Source organism: Bacillus sp. JJ722, from assembly GCF_036963345.1.
Lineage (GTDB): Bacteria > Bacillota > Bacilli > Bacillales > DSM-1321 > Bacillus_AD.
This window is the reverse complement of sequence record NZ_JBALMO010000033.1, coordinates 1-14,051: the sequence shown is the minus strand read 5'-3', so window position 1 is coordinate 14,051 and position 14,051 is coordinate 1. Positions and strand designations below refer to the sequence as shown.

General features: G+C 34.3%; 15 protein-coding genes. 13 read left to right on the top strand and 2 right to left on the bottom strand.

Annotated features, from left to right (window positions below; all coding sequences use genetic code 11):
• The 5 genes from V7014_RS05310 to V7014_RS05290 form a co-directional block, all read left to right on the top strand.
• Positions 1-315: GNAT family N-acetyltransferase (locus tag V7014_RS05310; RefSeq protein WP_335504917.1), on the top strand; the 315-nt coding region annotated here is incomplete at its 5' end.
• A 41-nt stretch (positions 316-356) separates the two neighbouring features.
• On the top strand, positions 357-1,229 hold the full coding sequence (locus tag V7014_RS05305; RefSeq protein WP_335504915.1) for an arylamine N-acetyltransferase family protein: 873 nt from the start codon (positions 357-359) through the stop codon (positions 1,227-1,229).
• Between the two features lie 389 nt (positions 1,230-1,618).
• Positions 1,619-2,611 (top strand): DUF5050 domain-containing protein, encoded by a 993-nt coding sequence (locus V7014_RS05300; RefSeq protein ID WP_335504913.1) that lies wholly within the window; start codon positions 1,619-1,621, stop codon positions 2,609-2,611.
• A 188-nt stretch (positions 2,612-2,799) separates the two neighbouring features.
• Positions 2,800-3,228 carry a transcriptional regulator MntR gene (gene mntR / locus V7014_RS05295; protein ID WP_335504912.1) on the top strand — a complete coding sequence of 143 codons (429 nt, stop codon included), beginning with the start codon at positions 2,800-2,802 and terminating at the stop codon, positions 3,226-3,228.
• Positions 3,229-3,403: 175 nt separating this feature from the next.
• A complete protein-coding gene (locus tag V7014_RS05290) occupies positions 3,404-4,078 on the top strand; it encodes a class I SAM-dependent methyltransferase (RefSeq protein ID WP_335504910.1) in 675 nt (224 codons plus the stop codon).
• A gap of 74 nt (positions 4,079-4,152) precedes the next feature.
• Here the strand turns inward: V7014_RS05290 and V7014_RS05285 are convergent, their stop codons facing one another.
• The gene (locus V7014_RS05285) at positions 4,153-4,533 is read right to left on the bottom strand and encodes a hypothetical protein (RefSeq protein ID WP_335504908.1); all 381 of its coding nucleotides are present in this window, start codon (positions 4,531-4,533) and stop codon (positions 4,153-4,155) included.
• A 228-nt stretch (positions 4,534-4,761) separates the two neighbouring features.
• Positions 4,762-5,670 carry a homoserine O-acetyltransferase MetA gene (gene metA, locus V7014_RS05280; protein ID WP_335504906.1) on the bottom strand — a complete coding sequence of 303 codons (909 nt, stop codon included), beginning with the start codon at positions 5,668-5,670 and terminating at the stop codon, positions 4,762-4,764.
• Positions 5,671-5,866: 196 nt separating this feature from the next.
• Between metA and V7014_RS05275 the strand changes: the two genes are divergently transcribed.
• The 8 genes from V7014_RS05275 to V7014_RS05240 all read left to right on the top strand — a co-directional run bounded on the left by V7014_RS05275 (position 5,867) and on the right by V7014_RS05240 (position 13,981).
• Positions 5,867-7,561 carry a formate--tetrahydrofolate ligase gene (locus tag V7014_RS05275; protein ID WP_335504904.1) on the top strand — a complete coding sequence of 565 codons (1,695 nt, stop codon included), beginning with the start codon at positions 5,867-5,869 and terminating at the stop codon, positions 7,559-7,561.
• A 13-nt stretch (positions 7,562-7,574) separates the two neighbouring features.
• A complete protein-coding gene (locus V7014_RS05270) occupies positions 7,575-8,111 on the top strand; it encodes a hypothetical protein (RefSeq protein ID WP_335504901.1) in 537 nt (178 codons plus the stop codon).
• Between the two features lie 50 nt (positions 8,112-8,161).
• Entirely contained in the window at positions 8,162-8,638 is a 477-nt protein-coding gene (locus tag V7014_RS05265; protein WP_335504899.1) for a glutathione peroxidase, read from the top strand.
• Between the two features lie 269 nt (positions 8,639-8,907).
• Positions 8,908-10,788, top strand: a complete 1,881-nt coding sequence (locus tag V7014_RS05260; RefSeq protein ID WP_335504898.1) for an ABC-F family ATP-binding cassette domain-containing protein — start codon at positions 8,908-8,910, stop codon at positions 10,786-10,788.
• Positions 10,789-11,100: 312 nt separating this feature from the next.
• Complete coding sequence (locus V7014_RS05255) at positions 11,101-11,688, top strand: lysophospholipid acyltransferase family protein (protein WP_335504896.1); 588 nt, start codon at positions 11,101-11,103, stop codon at positions 11,686-11,688.
• Between the two features lie 82 nt (positions 11,689-11,770).
• A complete protein-coding gene (locus V7014_RS05250) occupies positions 11,771-12,205 on the top strand; it encodes a BrxA/BrxB family bacilliredoxin (protein ID WP_335504894.1) in 435 nt (144 codons plus the stop codon).
• Between the two features lies 1 nt (position 12,206).
• Complete coding sequence (locus tag V7014_RS05245; RefSeq protein WP_335504891.1) at positions 12,207-12,977, top strand: class I SAM-dependent methyltransferase; 771 nt, start codon at positions 12,207-12,209, stop codon at positions 12,975-12,977.
• 380 nt (positions 12,978-13,357) lie between these two features.
• Entirely contained in the window at positions 13,358-13,981 is a 624-nt protein-coding gene (locus V7014_RS05240; RefSeq protein WP_335504889.1) for a YpjP family protein, read from the top strand.
• Positions 13,982-14,051 lie beyond the last annotated feature (70 nt).

Sequence of the window (14,051 nt, the reverse complement as noted above, 5' to 3'; positions counted from 1 at the left end):
AATGATTCAGTAATATTTGTAGTTAAAGATAAAGAAAAATATGTTGGCTTTACTCAACTGTATCCTACATTTTCATCTATATCTATGAAAAGAGCTTGGATATTAAATGACCTTTATGTAACTACAGAGGTCAGGGAACAAGGAGTAGGAGGAATGCTTTTAAATAAAGCAAAGGATTACGCTACTGAAACAGGTGCTAAAAGCCTTAGTCTCAGTACAGCAGCAGATAATTATTCAGCTCAAAGATTATATAAAAAAAATGGATATGAAAAGGATACTCAATTCTATCATTATGAATTGAATTTAAATGAGTAACTATTTAATCTCGCAACGGATGTTTTTGAAAGGAGTAAACAATGAAAGATGATGAAATATTTGCCTACCTTCATCGCCTTGGCATCGAAGAAAAAAAGCCACCCTCGAAAGAGTATCTTTTTGAACTCCATAAAGCCCATATGGAGAAAATATCTTGGCAGACTATAGATATCTTTGGAGGGAAGCAAACAACAATTAATGAACGTGATTCAGTACAAATGATAATACAGCAAAGAAGTGGATACTGTTTTCATTTAAATGGAGCTTTTTATTTACTCCTTCGTTCATTAGGTTTTGATGTTTTTATTCACTGCGGAGGTGTACAAGGAAGAAAGTCAGATCCAGTTATAGATTCTTTTCATATTGGTCTATCAGTAGATATTGACAATAATGGTGAAAAAGAAAAATGGCTTGTTGATGTTGGTTTAGGAGATATGCCTTATGAACCAATACCATTGCAGACTGGAATCTATCAACAAGCAGGGTTTTCCTACTTTATAAAGAAATCAACTGTTGACCATAGTGGGTGGCGTTTAGAATCTAGTCATCCAGGTAGTTATTTAGGAGTTGATTACGCTTCCAAAACTACAAATAGTATCGATATCTTCAAGATGAAACATACATTTTATAGTCAATCTTTAGATTCACCTTGGCGGAATTTATTTTTAATTCAAAATCGCCAAGCGAATGTTTGTAATGAATTAAGGGGGTGTATTTTCAAACAGCGTGATTCTACAAATACATTAGTAACAGAAATTACACATAAAGAACAATGGTTAGAAGTATTATCTAATATATTTAACGAAAAGTTAGTGGCGTACTCAGCAACTGAAAAAGAAGAGTTATGGAGAAAAGTAAAAAAAATCCATGAAGAACGGAAAAATTTATTAAAAGTCCAGAATAAATACACTTAAACAAACAGATGCGAGAGTCTAAGATTAAGGCTGCTAATGAGCAGTCTTTTTTTAAACAAAGTAAGGGAGATTCAAATTGCTGTAGACATAAATTCTACTTTGATTGGAACTTATGAAGATTTGTTTAATTCCTGGGAAATAGAATATATCTAATTTTTGTATGAGCGCCTCAAGTGAGAAATTTTTTTATTAGAATGATTGTGACAATTTTTCGAAGAAGAGTAATTAGAATCAAAACTAAACCTTTAAATATTGTGACTTAAGTAGCGCTAAATCCTTTGAAAATAAAAATATCTAGGAATAAAATACTATTTGAAATATTTGTAATAATTGTTATATTTAGTCATGGGTGCTTATTAGTTTACTAAATTTTTAAAGGGGATGAAGCAATGAAAAAAAGAATAGGAGTATTACTAGTTGCCGTAATGATGCTAATTTCTGTTATTCCTTCTTTCACGTATGCAGCAGAAGTTAAAGGAAACAGCGCTAGTAATAGTGTGAATTACGGTTATATCACAGAGGATAAAGGTTGGTATTACTTCCGTGATGGCAATGATATTTATAAAATGCGCACAAATGGTAAGGAAAAGAAATTATTAGTAAAAGGATTAATATCTCCTAGCCACTTATCAGTTGTAGGTTCTTATCTGTATTACGCAGATTTAGAAGGACCAAAAGACAGTGATGTAATTAGCATTTACCGTGTTAGTTTAGACGGTAAAGTAAAGAATGTTATTGCAAAAAATACATCTGATGAATACTATATTTTGGATAATAGTATTTATTATTTACAAGCTAAGAGTGCAAACCCTGACCATGGTTATTATTTATCAAAAATGAATTTGGATGGAAATAAGAAAGTAAGATTACTAAACACTACTGTTGATTCATTTACGACAGATGGAACAAATATTTACTACAGCCTAAATGAACTATTATACCGTACTTCTTTAGATGGTAAAGGAGCGGTTAAAGTAATGTCTGATAAGGCTTGGGAAGTAATAGTAGCAGATGGCTGGATCTATTATAAAAATGTAAACGATGGATTAAAACTGTACAAAATAACTACTAATGGAAAAAATAAAACACGTTTAACTACAAAAGCTGTAGGAGCATTTCATGTAGATCGTTCGACTATTTTGTACAATCATTATGATTATACAAATTTTGAAGGTACAGCGCTATATATCATGAGCACTAATGGTAAAAATGTGAAAAAACTTTCGAATAAACCGATGGATTATATTATTTATAAACTAGGTGATAAGATTGTTTATGACTTCTATAATGAGAAGGATGAAAAAAATTATTTCTATATGAGTACTTACAAGAATGGAAAATTAGGATCGGGTAATTTAATTTTTAAAATTCTTGAACCATAATCTATTCGAGTAATTAATTTAGTTATTCTCATACAAAAAACACTAGAAATGGCTCTTGATTTTATGATTCTGTTATTCAAGAGCCATTTTTTTATTTTATTGCTTTTAATTTACAGTTTCCTTCCTTGAGTATATAGCAAATATATAGTAAAATTTTATTGATATGCTTTAAACGGGGAGGATACACGATGGCAACACCAAGTATGGAAGATTATATTGAGCAAATTTATATACTAATTGAAGAAAAAGGATACGCTAGAGTATCGGATATTGCAGAAAATTTAAGTGTTCATCCATCCTCAGTTACTAAAATGGTTCAAAAGCTAGACCAAGAAGAGTATTTGATATATGAGAAATATAGAGGACTCATTTTAACTTCTAAAGGAAAAAAAGTTGGCAGACGACTGGTATATCGTCATGACCTATTAGAAAATCTATTACGAATAATGGGCGTAAAAGAAGAAAATATTTACCATGATGTTGAAGGAATTGAACATCATTTAAGTTGGAACGCTATAGACCGCGTTGGTGATTTAGTTCATTATTTTGAAGAAGATCCAAAGCGCATAGAAGCGTTGAGAAATGTTCAAAAAGCCAATGAAAATACAAGTGAATGATTGACAGGAGGTAACGTAAAAATCGTCATAATGAATGATTTTTACGTTACCTTTTTTTGAGAAGATAGTATTTCGTGTACATTCAGATTACGGAAAGATTGTAATATTCTGATTTTTGGTGTATATAGGAAATATAGGATTGTAATTGAATGATATCGAATAAGGTGGGGAAATAATGAATTGGCACGAACAAGCAGAAGTAAAATGGGATTCTTTTGCACGAAATTGGGCTAGTAATTCAAGGGAAATGTGGGAAAAAGGAAGCAGAAAAGATATTATTCCATTCTTCTTGTCACATATACCAAAGGGGAGTCATGTTTGTGATTTAGGATGTGGAGATGGTTATGGCTCGATGAAATTATTATCGCATGGATATAAAACAGTTGGCCTTGATTTATCAAAAGAAATGATTGAGACAGCAAAGAGTCGAATACAAGACGAAAATATTCGATTCATTCAAGGGGATATAGCTAGATTGCCGTTTGATAATGAAGAATTCGATGCTATAATGGCTATTAATTCAATTGAGTGGACTGAAAACCCGCTAGATGCATTGAATGAAATGAAACGTGTAGTAAGAAAGGGTGGCAATGCTTGTTTCGGTATTCTTGGTCCAACTGCAGGTCCTCGTAAAGCGCATAGTTTTAATAGGCTTTATGGAGAAAAAGTTATAATGAATAGTATGCTACCATGGGAGTTTGAGAAAATAGCGGTTGAAAATGGTTGGAATTTAATCGCTGATCATTGGGTGGAAAAGCAAGAAGCAAGAAAGCATACATTACCAAGTATGCCTAAAGAATTACAACAATCGGTATCATTTATGTGGTTATTTATTTTGAAGAAAAATTAAATGGTATCTTTATTGAAAAACACAGCGTGAATTGCTGTGTTTTTCACCAATTTGGAATTAAAAAGTCTATTGTCCTAATACCATCCACCGCCAGAATGATACCATCCGCCTCCTGGGTTCCATCCACTACCTGGATACCATCCTCCCCCTGGGCTCCATCCACTACTGGGATACCATCCTCCCCCTGGATACCCTCCACCACCGTGGTGCCATGTGTGATATGGATGCCATGAGCTACTTGGAAGCCAACCACCGCCCGGTGAAAATCCACCAGCACCGACGCCAGCACCAATACCACCAGATACGTGACCTACTGATCCAACATGACCAGCTCCAACAGGTGGGTCAGGGGGACGCTCCATCCAATCATATTCTCCTTCAATAATTTTCTCGCTATCAGTATCGTATTGATGGTTTTGAAATTGTGCATTGTAGTTATAATCGTATTGATTCATTCGTATCACTACCTACTCTTTTTTTATTGGTACATTTACAAATTATGTACATCATGCTTAATCTGAAGCTTGTTCGGATGATATCAGGCTTGTTTTTTCAGTATCAAACTGATTTTGTTGTATATAAGTAAAGAAGCTATCTATCCTTATTCCTTAAGGTAGATAACTTCTTTATGTAGGTATTCTAACTTTCTACATGTGTATTACGAATGTTTCTACTAGTCCATTTTAATCCCATTGGAAAGGTGTTTCTTGATAAACATAATAGTTTAGCCAGTTAGAGAATAATAAATTACCATGACTTCTCCATTTATGTGGAGGCCTGTTATTAGGATTATCTTTTGGGAAATAGTTTTCCGGAACATTTATTTCAATTCCTTTTTGAAGATCCCTGTCATATTCATGCGAAAGTGTTTCAGATTCATATTCTGGGTGCCCAGTGACCATAATATGTTTACCATCTTTTGAACCTAATAAATATAAGCCCGCATCATCTGAAGTAGCCATGATGATCAGTTCAGGGTGATTTTTGATTTCTTCTAGACTAACATCGGTATAGCGTGAATGAGGTGCATAAAATTCATCATCAAATCCACGAACTAATTTTTCGTTTTTTGTTAATAAGTTATGTGTGTAAACGCCTGAACATTTCTTTGGTAGCTCAGATTTATTTATACCATAATGATGATATAAGGCAGCTTGCGCACCCCAACATATATGCAAAGTAGAAGTTACATGATCCCTTGACCAATTCATTATTTTACTTAATTCACCCCAATAATTTACATCAGTGAAAGCAAGTTTTTCTACAGGCGCACCAGTCACAATCATACCATCAAATTTTCGATGTTTTACTTCATCAAAGCATAGATAAAATTGATCTAAATGGTATTTACTTGTATTCTTTGATTCATGTGATTCCATTTTTAAGAATGAAATATTTACTTGTAAAGGTGTATTTCCTAGTAAGCGTAGTAATTGAGCTTCTGTTTTTTCTTTCTCTGGCATCAAGTTAACAATCAATATATTTAATGGGCGAATATCTTGAGTATTCGCACGAGCATCATCCATTACGAAAATATTTTCACTTTCTAATATATCTTTTGCAGGTAATTGACTTGGTATTTTTATAGGCATCCTTTAGCCTCCTTTTTCCAGTGGTTGTTTGTACATTTATAGCCATTATAAATAAATGAGATAGCTACATACAATAGTAAAGTTCGATTTTTGAGAATATTTAATTCATTTAATTGTAAATGATTTAGTACAGTTTTACTCGTATAGTCATGTTACAATCTTTATAAAAATAGCATGATTGTTTAGGAGGCTAAGTATGAGTACATCAGTTGAGAAAACAATAAAGAGTGATTTAGACATAGCAAAGAATTCAACTATGAAGCATATACAAGAAATAGCTGAAGCACTACATTTATCAGATGAAGAGTATGATACATATGGGAAATATAAGGCGAAAGTTTCTTTAGGTGTATTAAAGAAGCCTAGTCAAATAAAAAATGGGAAGCTCATTTTAGTAACAGCGATTAGCCCAACGAGCGCAGGAGAAGGAAAATCTACTGTAACTGTGGGACTTGGAGATGCGTTGAAGAAATTAGGTAAAAATGCTGTAATAGCGATGAGAGAGCCTTCTTTAGGACCTGTAATGGGTGTGAAAGGTGGCGCTTGTGGTGGTGGATATGCACAAGTTCTTCCTATGGACGATATTAACTTGCACTTTACAGGAGATATTCATGCTATAACGACAGCCCATAATGCGCTTGCTGCATTGATTGATAACCATATACATCAAGGGAATATGCTAAATATTGATCCACGACGAATCATTTGGAAGCGCGTGTTAGATATAAATGATCGTGCTTTGCGAAATGTAGTAATTGGCTTAGGAGGTCCAATTCAAGGTGTTCCTCGTGAAGATGGGTTTGATATTACAGTAGCTTCAGAAATAATGGCTATTCTTTGCTTGGCGGAAAACGAAAAAGATTTAAAAAGAAGACTAGCGAACATTGTGATAGGTTATACCTATAACCGAGAGCCAATCACCGTTGAGCAGTTAAAAGTTGAAGGTGCACTAACATTATTATTGAAGGATGCAATTAAGCCTAATTTAGTGCAAACAATTGAACATACACCAGCATTTGTACATGGCGGTCCATTTGCAAATATTGCACATGGATGCAATAGTGTAATTGCAACAAAAATGGCTTTGAAACTCGGTGAATATGTGGTCACTGAAGCTGGATTTGGTGCTGATTTAGGTGCTGAAAAGTTTTTACATATTAAGTCGAGAAGTGCAGGTATTAAACCGGATGCTGTAGTAGTTGTAGCTACGATTCGTGCTTTGAAAATGCATGGTGGGAAGCCAAAAAATGAACTAGCAATTGAAAATGTAGAAGCTTTACGAAATGGTTTTGAAAATCTTAAGAAACATTGTGAAAATATGGCATCTTTCGGATTGCCTTTTGTTGTAGCATTAAATCGATTTGTTACCGATAGCGATGCAGAGTTGATGGCATTTGCTGAACTTTGTGCAGAACATAAAATTCCATATGAATTAACGGAAGTATGGGGTAAAGGTGGCAACGGCGGTGTTAAGCTAGCTGAAAAGCTACTTGATGTAATTGAGCATAATGAATTAGAGTTTTCTTACTTATATGATGTGAGTGATTCGATTCCTAATAAACTTCGTACAATTGCTCAAAAGATTTATGGTGCGAAAGATGTGGATTTTTCCTCTAAAGCACAGAAACAAATTCAAGAAATTGAGAAAAACGGATGGAATCATTTGCCGATTTGTATTGCGAAAACACAATATTCCTTTTCTGATGATCCACTAAAGTTAGGAAGACCAGCTGATTTTACAATTACGGTTAGAGAGTTAAAACCATCTGTAGGTGCGGGATTTATAGTAGCTTTGACAGGTGATGTGATGACAATGCCGGGATTGCCAAAAACACCAGCTGCTTTACAAATGGATGTTGATGATAAAGGCGAAGCGATTGGGTTATTTTAAGTGAGGTTATATAATGTTTCATCCAACAGCTTATGAGAATTTTAAAGTAATCATTGAAGGTTCTGTATATGATTATGATTTAACTGGAGATATTGAGATCATAAATCGCTCCGAAACAATAGATTTATCAGTGTTATCACGTAGATACGAAATACAGTTTGTTCTGCCAAAGTTTGAACATGTTATCGGCAGCATCATAATTGATGCATCTTTATCACATCTAGCAGAAGAGTTGCTATTGAATAACGAGGAAAATGCAGCAGCTAATGTTGAAATTCATTTTTTGTATCAAACGAAGCAACCACAATCGAAAGAAAGTATTCAATCTGTAACGGATTGTTTATTTGAAATTTGGGGAAAAGATCGCTATATTGAAACATTTTCTACTGAACATTATCATAATGGTAAGTATAGGAATGCATCTCAAAAGATTGTTGTTTCATTTAACCGATTAGTAACAGAGAATCAAGCAGATGATTTATATGAGCTAGTAAGCTATGTTATTACATCGTTAGAGGAATTAAATAAACAAGATGTTTCTTTTGTATGATGATGCTTTTGCTTCATATAGAGCTTGAATGTGATTAAGGGGTGATCAGGGTGACGATATACGATTATAATGCAACGTTGATAAACGGAGAAGAAATTTCGTTAAAACAGTTTGATGGAAAGGTATTGCTCATTGTGAATACAGCAAGTAAATGTGGATTTACACCGCAATATGAGCAATTACAGACGATTTATGAGCGTTATAAGGAAGATGGATTGTCTGTCTTAGGATTTCCATGTAATCAATTCATGACCCAAGAACCAGGAGATGAGCTAGAAATTGATAGCTTTTGCCGGTTAAATTATGGTGTAACGTTTCCGATGTTTGCTAAAGTGAATGTCTTTGGTGAAGATGCGCATCCGCTTTATAAATTCTTGACACGTGAAGCGCCAGGAATGATGGGGCTTAAAGGAATTAAGTGGAATTTCACAAAGTTTCTAATCGATCGTGATGGGAAAGTGGTAGCTAGATTTTCCCCACAAATGAAACCATTTGATATTGAAAAAGAAATAACGAAATTGTTATAGATATTTTCAATTTCGTTGTATAAAAACTTCGTGAACTGGCGAAGATGTAGAAGAACTATTTAAAAGAGGCTTTCTCCTCAATCGTTCCAAAGACGATTGTGTGAGGAGGCCTTTTTTATTGTCGGTTGTTGTCTTAGTAAATGAAATATATAATGGAAAAAAGCGAACTACTTCATGTAATCTTGTTTAAAATGAAACAAATAGATATAAATTATGGTTGCCTAGTACATACGGCTGTGTGGCTGGTTTAAGGAGAAGACATAAAAGATATGAAAATATTAACTGCAGAAAATGTAACAAAAGAAATGGCTGAAAAAACATTATGGGAAAATGTTTCTTTCTCTATAAGTGAAGGAGAAAGAATCGGTATAATTGGTGTTAATGGTTGTGGGAAATCCACTTTGATGAAAATAATTGCTGGAATTGAAGAGTGTGATCATGGAGGAATTGTACATCCGAAGGACTATCAAATTTCATTTTTATCGCAAGATCCTGATTACGATGAGTCTTTAACGATTTTAGAATACTTATATGCTAGTGATACACCATTGTTTAATTTAATTAGAGAGTACGAACATGCGCTTGAGAAACTACAGCAACATCCTGAAGATCAATCACTGCAAGACAAAGTATTGGCTTTACAGCATCGAATGGACACAGAAAAAGGCTGGGATCGTAGTGCGGAAGGTAAAGTGATTTTAAGCAAGTTAGAGCTTCCAGATTCTTCACAAAAGATTGGTCATTTATCCGGTGGTCAAAAGAAACGTGCTGCATTAGCAAAAGTGCTCATTGAACAACCAGATTTGTTAATTCTAGATGAACCTACTAACCATCTTGATGCAAGCAGTATTAAATGGTTAGAAGAATATTTAAACAAATATCCGCATGCTGTTCTCTTTGTAACACATGATCGATACTTCCTTGATTCTATCTCAACGAAAATTTGGGAATTAGATCAAGCTTCATTATTCGAATACAAGGGCAACTATGAAAGTTTCCTAGAAGGTAAAGCGATTCGTGAAGAGAATAATGCAACAACGATGGCTAAAATGCAAAGCTTATTTAAGAACGAATTAGCTTGGATGAGAAAAGGTGCTAAGGCGCGTACAACTAAACAAAAAGCCCGCATTCAACGATTTGAACAACTAGAAGACGATGTCAAAGGCAACACTCAAAGTGACAATTTAGAAATTGAATTAGCAGGGTCTCGTTTAGGACGAAAAGTTATTGAATGTCATCATATAACGAAGTCATTTGGTGATAAGGTTGTCATAAATCATTTTTCACGATTGTTTAAACGTGGTGATCGTATTGGTATCATCGGTAAGAATGGTTCAGGAAAATCCACTTTATTACGTATTTTAGCAGAGAGAGAATCTCTTGACAGTGGTGAATTGGAAAAAGGTCAAACAGTAAAAATCGGCTTTTACACCCAAGAAAACGAAGATATGAATGATAAACTTCGAATGATCGAATATATTCGAGAAGAAGCGGAAGCTATTCAACTGAAAGATGGAAGTACAATTTCAGCATCTGCGATGTTAGAGAAATTTTTATTTCCAATGCATACACACGGGACGCCGATCTATAAGCTATCAGGTGGAGAAAAGCGTCGTCTATATTTGTTACGTATTTTAATGTCTTCTCCAAATGTATTATTACTCGATGAGCCAACAAATGATTTAGATACACAAACGTTAACGGTGTTAGAAGACTTCTTGGAAGGGTTTGCTGGCGTAGTTATTACTGTTTCGCATGATCGTTATTTCTTAGATAAAGTAGCTACAGAATTACTAATCTTTAAAGGTGATGGAGAGATTGGAACGTACTTCGGGGAATACAGTGATTATTTAGCGACAGTATCACATGAGAAAGAAAGTAAAGAAACCGTTGAGAAAGCACCTGTTCTGCCGAAAGAGAAGGAAAAGAAGAAACGTCTTTCTTATATGGAAAAGCGTGAATGGGATACAATTGAATCGGATATTGAGAAGGTAGAAGAGCAATTAAAACAAGTGGCATTAGGCTTAACTGAAATTGGTAGTGACTTTACAAAAGGACAGCAACTAATGGAAGAAGAAGCGCGTTTAAATGAACAATTAGAGCATTTAATGGAGCGCTGGACATATCTTTCTGAAATTGTTGAGGGATAATTAGAAGTTTATTTGGAATAGGTGAATGAACGGGGAAACTTTACCGCTATTATTCGCTGATAATGAGCCGTTATGTTTATAAATCAAAAGGTGATTTATAAACAATAGCGGCTTGTTTTCATAAAAACCTTGTTGCATTCTTTTTATTTTTAAGAAGCTAATTCTTTCTGATATTACCTGTTTTGGTGCATATTGGATTTTTTGACACCTAATATTAGTACCTGGTTATAAAAAAGTGTTTCTATATGTAAGGTTCTCGTATAAAATGAAAAGTATCATTAAACAAATGAACTTCTATTAAGGAGAGATTTCATGAATACTTTTGTTTGTACCATACTTTTCATAGTAACTAAGCTGTTTGGTTTGTTAAAGATAGAAGGGAAAACAAATATACCATCAGATCAGCGATACGTTGTTACATGTTCTCATACTAGTTGGATTGATGTGATTATGCTAGCAATTGCAGTCTATCCAACGCCTGTACACTTTATGGCGAAGAAAGAATTATTTCACAGTAAAATTTCAAGAAAATTTATGGAATCTGTTAAGGCCTTTCCGGTTAATAGAGAAAATCCTGGACCAAGTGCATTGAAAATACCTTTGAAAATTTTAAAAGATAATAAATGTGTAGGTATTTTTCCTAGCGGTACAAGAACAAGTGAAGATGTGCCACTTAAGCGGGGAGCTGTTACAATCGCTGTGAAGGCAAAAGCTCCGTTACTACCTGCAGTTTACAAAGGTCCTTCTACGGTTAAGCAAATACTAAAAGGTGAAAAAGCAGTTGTTATTTTTGGAAAACCAATTGATTTTGAAAAAGAATTGCAATCAGTACAGAAAGAACAGTTGATTGAGAGCGGAGTTAGTTTATTGGAAACGAAGATGAAGCAATTACAACCTTAAAGGTGTCGATTCCTTTTCATAAAAATTTATTTATAGTATGCTTATAGTATTTATTAATCTTAATTATTGGAGTGAATTGTATATGTCAAATGCATATGAACAATATATGAAACAAGTAGCTCAACCAATGCGTGATGAATTATTAAATAATGGTTTTAATGAGCTAACAACAGCTGATGAAGTAGAGCAATATATGGAAGGAGCAGAAGGGTATACTTTTGTAGTTATTAATTCGGTATGTGGTTGTGCCGCTGGTTTAGCTAGACCAGCAGCAACACAAGCAATGGCTGAAAGTACGAATAAACCGAATGCTATTACTGTTTTTGCTGGGCAAGATAAAGAAGCAACAGCAAAAATGCGTGAATATATTACTGATTATGTACCATCTTCACCTTCTATGGCTCTTTTCAAAGGAAAAGAATGCGTTCATTTTATTGCACGTGAAGAAATCGAAAATCATTCAGTAGAAGAGATTTTATCTAATATTCAACAAAGTTTCGTAGACCATATCGCTTAAGATGATTGTTACAACAGCTGGACGAACAACTGAAGAATATGTTGCGAAAGCAAAAGAAGTAGCAAATGACTTACAAGTTCCATATGAGCCTAGACGGAAACGTTCATTACGAGCGCTATTCAAGCTGCATCCACTTGTTGTTGTAGTGGGTAAAGAAGGTATTCATCTTTATCATCAAGATGGAAGTGAGCCGTATTTCTTTCATCCTAATTTAGCGATGGTTCGAGTAAAGCGTTTGATAAATGATGGTCATGATGCTTTTATAGACATATCTGGACTAAAGCAAGGTGATGAATTGCTTGATTGTACGTTAGGCTATGCGTCTGATAGCATAGTTGCGAGCTTCGTCGTTGGAGAGACTGGGAAGGTCATTGGTGTCGAAGCTAGTCCTATCTTAGCTTATTTAGCGAAGGAAGGCTTGCAGAGTTGGAAAGGGCAACATGTACAAATTGAAGAAGCTATGAGACGAATTACGGTCGTTGAAGGTAATCATTATAATTATTTACAACAAATGCCGTCTAACAGTGTAGATGTAGTTTATTTCGATCCGATGTTTGAAGAAAGTATTGATGAATCCAATGCTCTCCAAACCCTTTCTCACTTTACTTCATTTGCAGGTATTACGAATGAAATTATTGCTGAAGCTAGAAGAGTAGCACGAAGAAAAATTGTATTGAAAGATCATTTTCGTAGCACTCGTTTTGAGGAATTTGGTTTTATTCAGCATATTCGTAAAACAGCCAAGTTTCATTACGGAACAATCGATATATAGGTAAATGTTGAACCGCTTGATGCCTAATGCTGGCTTCAAGCGGTTTTTCTATTATGTAAAAAGTTAATATAGGGAAAACGAATGCTAGTCAGTGAAGCATAAGAAAATGAAGTATACAAGCATGATTATACTGAAAATTGAAAAGAACCAAGTTTCTATCATTGTATTATTCCTCCTTACTAATAGTTTTTGCATATTATATTATTTATATACTTTAATACTATGTAGTAGAGAGTAGTAATGAATGAATCTAGTTAATTGTTTCTAAATTATTAATTAGTGATTAAATTATTATGAAACCTCTTTCGAATTGTTTCGTATATAGTAGAAACAGTGTATATTGTAAGTAAAGTAGAATGCTATAAACGAGGGGAAGTTCTATGGTCGTACCACAATGGTTAAAGAAAAGCTTAGTAATTCTATTGTCAATTATGACGTTAGGTTTAGTATCACCTGATGATTTTCATTGGCAAGATGAAGCAGCCGCGAATAGTAAACCTCAGAAGAAGAGCTCCTTTGAAGAAACTAAGCCAGTAAATGAATTTGTAATACCAACACCAATAACTACAGAAGAAGAGCCATTTGATCGGGATAAGCAGATTGAGGGCTTTGTTCTTAAAGCTGAAGAAAACTGTTATTTGAAGTTTGGCGATCGAATTAAGCCACGCATTGAAAATGAATTTAAAGATATTATTCTTCCAAAAATGGAAGAGGCTATTTCAGAACATTTACAAAACTATCCAGAAGAACATTTGTCGAATTTAGTAATCTCCGAAAAACCTTCATCCTCCGCAACAGGAGAGAAGATTTTCAATATCTACGATAAGCAAACAGGACAAGATATTATTCGATTCCATGTAAGAAGAGAAAATCCGCCTCAACAAGGCTATTGGTTTAATTTTCACTATCATACAAAAGAGGATGATTTCTTATCTCATCATGATTTAGGAGCCATTTATTGGGATAAGAATACACCTCCAGCATGGAATAAACAACTACATTAATGAAAAGAGAGGGGCGTTCGAAAAGTGATTTTCAATCACTTTTCGAACGCCCTTTTACGCTTTTTAGCCC